The sequence below is a fragment of the Nostoc sp. UHCC 0251 genome (genome assembly GCF_034932245.1).
Lineage (GTDB): Bacteria > Cyanobacteriota > Cyanobacteriia > Cyanobacteriales > Nostocaceae > Nostoc.
Window position 1 is genome coordinate 1 of sequence record NZ_JAYGHD010000463.1, and the last position, 5,822, is coordinate 5,822.

At 37.2% G+C, this 5,822-nt stretch carries 5 protein-coding genes; 2 read left to right on the plus strand and 3 right to left on the minus strand.

All coding sequences use genetic code 11. The features are described from left to right. Positions 1–100 precede the first annotated feature (100 nt). Entirely contained in the window at positions 101–1,543 is a 1,443-nt protein-coding gene (locus VB740_RS35520; RefSeq protein ID WP_323204500.1) for a glycosyltransferase, read from the minus strand. Positions 1,544–2,420: 877 nt separating this feature from the next. On the opposite strand from VB740_RS35520, the gene VB740_RS35525 reads away from it, so the two are divergent. After that, positions 2,421–3,062 carry a type I restriction endonuclease subunit R gene (locus tag VB740_RS35525; RefSeq protein ID WP_323204501.1) on the plus strand — a complete coding sequence of 214 codons (642 nt, stop codon included), beginning with the start codon at positions 2,421–2,423 and terminating at the stop codon, positions 3,060–3,062. A 69-nt stretch (positions 3,063–3,131) separates the two neighbouring features. Here VB740_RS35525 and VB740_RS35530 read toward each other — a convergent pair whose 3' ends face one another. Then, positions 3,132–4,067 carry a DUF4238 domain-containing protein gene (locus VB740_RS35530; protein WP_323204502.1) on the minus strand — a complete coding sequence of 312 codons (936 nt, stop codon included), beginning with the start codon at positions 4,065–4,067 and terminating at the stop codon, positions 3,132–3,134. A gap of 628 nt (positions 4,068–4,695) precedes the next feature. On the opposite strand from VB740_RS35530, the gene VB740_RS35535 reads away from it, so the two are divergent. Continuing rightward, the gene (locus VB740_RS35535) at positions 4,696–4,875 is read left to right on the plus strand and encodes a hypothetical protein (protein ID WP_323204503.1); all 180 of its coding nucleotides are present in this window, start codon (positions 4,696–4,698) and stop codon (positions 4,873–4,875) included. Between the two features lie 156 nt (positions 4,876–5,031). On the opposite strand, the gene VB740_RS35540 is transcribed toward VB740_RS35535, so the two are convergent. Next, positions 5,032–5,733: a response regulator transcription factor gene (locus VB740_RS35540; protein WP_323204504.1), complete on the minus strand. Its 702-nt coding sequence runs from the start codon at positions 5,731–5,733 to the stop codon at positions 5,032–5,034. Between the last annotated feature and the right edge of the window lie 89 nt (positions 5,734–5,822).

Below are 5,822 nucleotides of genomic sequence, written 5' to 3' on the forward strand. Positions count from 1 at the left end.
CCAAAACCTTGTAGAGACGTAGCAGTGCTACGTCTCTACGTGTATTCGATTAGAGCGCAATCTGCTGTAACGATCAGTCTTTAACCGGCAACGATATCATTTAACTGGTTGCCCATTGCACAATGCCATTAGAAAAAGAGTCAATTAATTTTTCTAGAGCTTTAATTTCATTGGTTTTCAAAACTTTTGACTTCAATAAATTTTGGATTTGTCTTTCTAAATCTGGAGTTAACTTTTTAGTTTGAATAATTTCTTGAACAAATGTATCAAGTGTTAAAGATTGATAGAGTTCGTGAACTTGGGTAGCAACTCCCTGAGTGCTAAAACGAGACTGAACCCAATTTTGTGCAGCATTGCCATAGCTTTGTTTTAGAGTTGGGTTTTGTAATAAACTATGGATAGCGATCGCCAATGCTTTACAATCACGAGGAGGAACTAAAAATCCGGTTTCACCATGCACTACCGTATGCTGCAATCCTCCCACATTACTAGCAATTACAGGTGTTCCGGCTGCCATTGCTTCAATCGCCACTAAACCAAAAGGCTCGTAGTAACTCGGTACAACGCAGATATCCCCGGCGGCATAGTAAGCAGGTAACAATGCTTGAGAAATTCGTCCAGTGAAAACTGTAACGGCTTCCAATCCCAGGTCATTCACCAAAGTTTCAATGCGTTGTTGTTCTTTGAAGTCTGCTCCATCTTCACGACTACCACCAACTAAATAGAGTTGAAATGCTGGAGGCAAATTGGCGCAAGCTTTAACTAGGGTTTCAACTCCCTTGCGGGGGTCAAAACGTCCTACATACAAGATTATCTGAGAATCTGCATTAATTCCCAACTGTTGACGAGCAACTTCTTTACTGACAGAACCAAAGTGTTTAGTATTAATTCCGCAGGGAATGACTTTAATACGACCATCTTGCGAAATTAACTGACGTAAATCTTCCGCTTCTTGAGGGCTAGTAGATATTACATAATCTGCTTGTTCTAAAATTGCCCTCTCTACACAATTACGAATTGCAGCAATCTGCGGCGGATTCTCCATATTGCGGTATTTAACTGCACCTATAGAGTGATAAGTATGAACTTGGGGTAGTCCCAATCGAGATTTAAGTTCTAATCCTACCCAAGCAGAAAGCCAATAGTTAGTGTGAATCAAGGCATAGCTGCGCCCTGTTCGTTGTTGAAAATTCAGCCAGGCTTCTACAAATTCTGGTAAATATTCAAATAAATCATTTCTAGTAATAAATTCTGCTGGCCCAGCATTTAAACGAATAGTGCGACACCCTGGTGCTAATTCCACAATTTCTTCTTGGTCGGGGTATTCGCGTCGGGTAAACATATCAACCTGACAGCCGCGTTTTGCTAATGCTAATCCCAATTCTCGCACATAGACATTTTGACCACCTGCCCCTTCTTTACCAATTTCAGCTGTCGGGTCGCCATGAACTGAAATTAGGGCATAAATGGGTTGAGAATTTGGCGTTTCTGAAGCAGAATTTTCTAGAGATTTAACTAAATTTAAAGAAGGAAGAGTATTCATAATCAAAATTAACTATGGTATCTGGTACAAAAATTCACAGCTAGGTAACTTGGAGAAAAAATTATTTATTAAGTTACCTATCATCGAAAGAAACGTGTAAAAACCTTCTAGGAAACATAAAAGAATGGTTTCTACTGAATTTGTTATTATTTGGAGAGCATTCTGGAAGAGAATCAATTAATAACCGTATTGCTTCATGAATTGATATTTGATTATCTACTGCATAAGCCCTCAGCTTGCGATACTCTTCATTAGTAATAACAATATTGGAAATATTTATTGAAAAACGGGGCATAAAAATTTCCTCAAGACTGAAATAAACTTACCAAAATGCTTTCGTTCCCAGATGTTACATTTTAAAAGTTGAAATATCGGTGAGAAATCGGTGAGAAATCGGTTATTAATAAAAAAATGCTATCTAAATCAATTTCTATTTAATTTAAAAATATCAAATATCTAAGCTAAAACACATCTAATTTGCAGATGGAAATTTTCTCAATATCTTGTGGGGTGGGCAACATTAGCGCCCTGATTATGCAACTTGAATGCTGATTAGCTTATGGTTGCGGTGTCGGAACGACCGTTGGAGGGTTAGTGGATCTTGGTATGACTAACAAATAAAAATATACAGAGCAACTAAATTTATTTATGGTTACTGAGCTTGTTGAAGTATGAGCCTGAAACTGATGAGCAAATTGTTAGCTCTGGATGGACAACCGCGATCGCTATCTATATCCTCAAGGCGATCGCTATTCCTGTGAATCGTGATTTTTAGGCGATCGCTCTTTTGCTTTTAATATATCGTATATTAGGTATTGGAGCCTAGATCAAATGTCTAGACTTTTAAACTTCATGTAATTACTACAAGAATTTAACCGTGATTACAAATGCTAGTAGCCTTACCCTTGGCGCTCTCCGTCAAACTTTTGGCTTGAGACTCGACTCTAGCGATCGCTTTTTTGATGAATGGTTAAATAATGCGCCGACTCTAACCGAAGCGGAACTACAAGGACTAGATCGCCTCACTCGAAACTATACCTATCTCAGTCAAGAAGAACCACCTCTCGAAGAAATTGTTAAGCTTGTAGTTATATCACCATTGCTAGATTTAGCAGGTTTCTATCAGTTTCCTTTTTTGGTAAAAGCAGAAGTAAGTACCAATATCGAAGTTGCAGACGAAGCTAATGCTATTGCAGTTCAAGGCAGGATTAATATTTTGGTGATTCAAGATAGTTTTTGGATTTTGGTAATCGAGTCAAAACCTGCAAGACTAGATGTTACGGCGGGAATTCCCCAAGCACTTACTTATTTATTGAGCGCTCCCAACTTACAGTCAAGTTGTTATGCAATGGTTACAAACGGAAGAGAAGTATTGTTTTTGAAATGCGATCGCCACCAAAATGTCCCTCAATATACTAGATCCAATACTTATCGGTTACTTGAAAATACATCAGAACGTATCCAAGTTTTGCAGGGACTTAAACAAATTGGGGCTTATATTGGCGATTTGAGGAGTTAGGCGATCGCTATTTCTGTGAGTCGTGATTTTTAGGCGATCGCACTTAACCTACAAGATTCAGTGATCGCACTAACCACTAACTTTTTTAGCTTCTTGATTTTTTTTATACATTTCAAGAAAAAGGTGTTTCCAAAAAGAATCTTCTAAATTTTGTATTTCAAAGTATTGTAATGGAGTATTTTTAAGATATTCTAAAGTTTCGTGATGTCTAGCAGCAACACGGCAACCATTATAACCTCCACCATTAATGAATTGTAGTTCATTAAGAAACCTAGAATCCAGTGGAGATAAATTACTGTCAATAGAATGAAATCTTAAGCAATTAGTTGGACTTATAGGAAAATAGAATTCAGGTTCCCAAACATTATATAAAACTGGGGAACCACTAATAACGTATTCATATTCTTTATTTAATGACTTTGGACTAATACTACTTAATGTTAAATTATTGAGTTTTTGGATTAAAAATTGAATATCTGTAAACAGATTAGCATGAATATTTTTAATCCAATCCTCTCCTAACATTTTATCTAAATATTTAAAATACGACCAACGCGGGTCATTTTTGAGGTCATCTAGAGAGATTTTTTTTTGCTTATCAAGATCATGGATTTCTTGTTTAAGTTCTAAATACTCTTTTTTGTAAACTTCAAAGATTTCAGAATACAAAATTGATTGATTTCTGATTCCGATACATCTAAGCCATTGAAACGCCATGAATTCATTGATTTTTTCTCGTTCCTGAAGGTTCAATTTTTCTACACCATTTTTAATAATTGAGGCTATTATAGATGGAGATTGAGCATCGATCTCTTTAAACCATGAATCATAATTTTCTTCATTAGTTGTGAAATATTTATTTTGTTCAAATGTTCTAGCTATGGGATTTGATTTTATTGTAAGTTGATTCTTGATGTGAAGAATGACAAATATTTTATTTTTCTTTTTTGATGAAGAAAAATTTCTGAGTACTGCCTGGGTTACGAAATGTTGATGATCTGTCATACATTAAAACACGATGTTTAGTTCAATTAATATTGAAACTTTAAAAAATCGATGGTGAGTGCGATCGCTGATCTTGTAGGGTGCATTAATGAAATGTAATGCACCTTTTGATTATTTGCAAGAGAATCAAATTTTGTGCGTTACGCTACACTAAAATACGCTACTCCTAAGACAATTTTAGCACCTTAATCTGCGAGCTTTTTATGAGGTTAAAAGGCGATCGTTTATAGGAGATAGTCACGGTTGAGTCCGATTGAACGATGGACTAGGCGCACAATGAAACACGCCTAGTCGAATAGATTTTCAAGACCTGTGATTCTTGAAATGATCAAGCGAGTCAACAGTGTCGAGTGTTTCCAGAACCTTGCGGGTAAGCGGACCTATAACTTCGTTATCTCTGAGTTTAATTGCCTCAGCGATAGCTATGGCGAGCTTTGCTATAGTTTTATTGTCGAGAGTAATCTCGTTATTAGAGTGCATTGTGAATCTCACATACAGTTTAATTACTTTACCAAAGGTAAGCTATCGCAGATGTGATACTAAGTCAAGTGAGATCGCATCAACTACCAATCTCCTGAAGGCGATCGCGTAACATAGAATTATAACTGACTTCATAACAGCAAATTATATGCTAGAAGCAAATATACGCGACAACCAAGAGCTTTCTCAGCTAATCCAACAAGCCAACTCTAAGCGAGAAGCGATCGCCTTAGTCCAAGAAGGGCAACCAAAAGCAGTAGTTATCTCAGTTGCTCCCGACTTAATGAATTCTCGACATTTAAAAAGCTGGTTTACTAATTGCTTTTAGATAAAAATTAAAATTCCCCAAGTCAATAATTAAATTGATTTGGAGAATAATAGTGTTCTAGTGTAAAAGAAGAGGTTAATTTCAGTAATGTAATTGCAGTTTAACAATCATTTGTAAAGATAAGAGGTAAATATCGGGTAGAAATCGGGTATTTTCCTAAAGCTGCTTTAAGCGATAGCCTAGTCCATGAACTGTCTCAATAAAATCATCAGCAGCACTTACATCTTTAAGTTTATACCGTAAACTCTTAATGTGAGACTTAACAGTTTCTTCGCTCGGAGGGTCATCAAGTGACCAAATGCGCTCAATAATTCCGGCTCGACTTAGCACCCGCCGACCGCTAGAAACCATTAGTTCTAAAAGAGCAAATTCTTTAGGTGTTAGATGTAAAGGGTGGTCAGCGTATGTAACTTCATAAGTGCTGGAATTTAAACGCAAACTACCCCAACCAAAATCTGAAGAAGATGTTGCGGCACTATTGCGGCGCAACAGGGCGCGAACACGAGCCATTAACTCTGGCATTTCAAAAGGTTTGACCATATAATCATCTGCCCCAGCATCCAACCCGGTAATTTTGTCGCCAAGGGTATCGCGTGCTGTTAACATGAGTACAGGTATTGCAATGTTACGCAATAAAGTATGCCTTGATGTAGGCGATCGCAAGCGTTGACAAAAACTTACACCATCCAACTTCGGTAAGGTAATATCTAACACCACTAAATCGTATTCCAATACTTTAATACAATCCCATGCTTCCTCTCCATCTTGGGCTGTATCTACCACATATTGACGGTCAGTGAGGGCTTCCATCAGCATCTCTGCTAACTGGACATCATCTTCAACTACCAAAATCCGCATTGTTAGAATATTTGTAAATTAAAAAACTAGGATAAATCCCAATACTTGTCGGTTAAGGGGAAAAGGGGAAGGGGAAAGGGGAAAGAAAA